Origin of the sequence: Baaleninema simplex PCC 7105 (assembly GCF_000332355.1) — a bacterium.
GTDB lineage: Bacteria > Cyanobacteriota > Cyanobacteriia > Cyanobacteriales > Geitlerinemataceae > Baaleninema > Baaleninema simplex.
The window spans coordinates 3,972,963-3,974,231 of the sequence record NZ_KB235958.1 but is presented as its reverse complement, the minus strand read 5'-3'; the positions used below and the strand labels follow the sequence as shown (position 1 = coordinate 3,974,231).

1 protein-coding gene is annotated in these 1,269 nt (G+C 47.0%); it reads right to left on the bottom strand.

The window, feature by feature from the left end:
* Window positions 1-123: 123 nt before the first annotated feature.
* The gene (locus GEI7105_RS0120010; protein ID WP_017659702.1) at window positions 124-312 is read right to left on the bottom strand and encodes a hypothetical protein; all 189 of its coding nucleotides are present in this window, start codon (window positions 310-312) and stop codon (window positions 124-126) included.
* Between the last annotated feature and the right edge of the window lie 957 nt (window positions 313-1,269).

The window sequence follows — 1,269 nt, the reverse complement described above, 5'->3', positions numbered from 1 at the left end:
AGCAACGAACAACGTTCTAGATGAGGACTCACTCGTGTGCGGGGCTTAACCTTTAAGCGTTTGGCTTGATTACTGGTTAGGGAGACTTGTCCAATACAGCTCCTAATTTTTCGTTCTCGTCCGCTACGAGTCTGGCTGCTTTGGGCAAAAAAATAGGGCCAGTTCCGGGCCAAGGGTTTCGAGCCAGTGGTCGCGCAGGCTCAGCTCGATGCTCTCGAAGTCTTGGACTTTCTCTTTAGGGGTATTTTGGTACAGGATATCGGCGATCGTCTCGGCAGCTTGTTTGAGTTTTTGACGTTCTTCTGGGGTCATTGACGACTGGGGAATGCTTTCCTCTCTATTCTCGAACCTCTGTCAATGCGTATTTCTACTCATTGCCTTAACTAGATGCTCCCATTGGGCGCACTCAATTTCCAGATCCCCGGCATCTTGGAGATGCCGGGGATCTTATACCGGAAGTGCTAATCGGGAATTTTGCCACCCAAAACTGATGTTTTTGCAAAAGTGGGATGCACCCGGGATTTTATTGGGTTTCAACACCGGACGCCCGAAGGAATGGCGGCGGCGCGACAAGCTCTTGTTTCAATCCCTTGAAGGGATTTTATTGGGTTTCAACTGCGATCGCCCACTCGGTAGCCGGTGACGTTAACCCAGTTTCAATCCCTTGAAGTAGTACATCAGATCTATATAGCCTTACAGAGCCGGTAGCCGGTGACGTTAACCCAGTTTCAATCCCTTGAAGGGATTTTATTGGGTTTCAACATCGCCTGAAGGTATTGGCGATCGAACCCGTCAAAGTTTCAATCCCTTGAAGGGATTTTATTGGGTTTCAACTCGACTATCTACTTGAAAAGCTACTCGTCCCCAGTGGCGTTTCAATCCCTTGAAGGGATTTTATTGGGTTTCAACTCGGCGCTGCTTGAAAGGTTCGGCGAACTTTCGGCGGTTTCAATCCCTTGAAGGGATTTTATTGGGTTTCAACGTTTTCTCGATCTGTTGCGATCGCTCGTTAGAAAAAGTTTCAATCCCTTGAAGGGATTTTATTGGGTTTCAACGTCACGGAACCTCGGCGACATTGTTCGCTCAAAGTTTGGGTCTTCGGAGTTTGAGGTGATAATAGTATAATAGAAAACAAATGCAGGCGGATCTAAAGATGAACTTTTTTGTAGAAGACTTAATCAACTTACCCAAAGTAAGAGTGAGAAGCGTGGTCAGGGAACGCGAAGCAATATTTTTGCAGCTAGGCTTTAGAGAAGAGGAAGTTGCCTG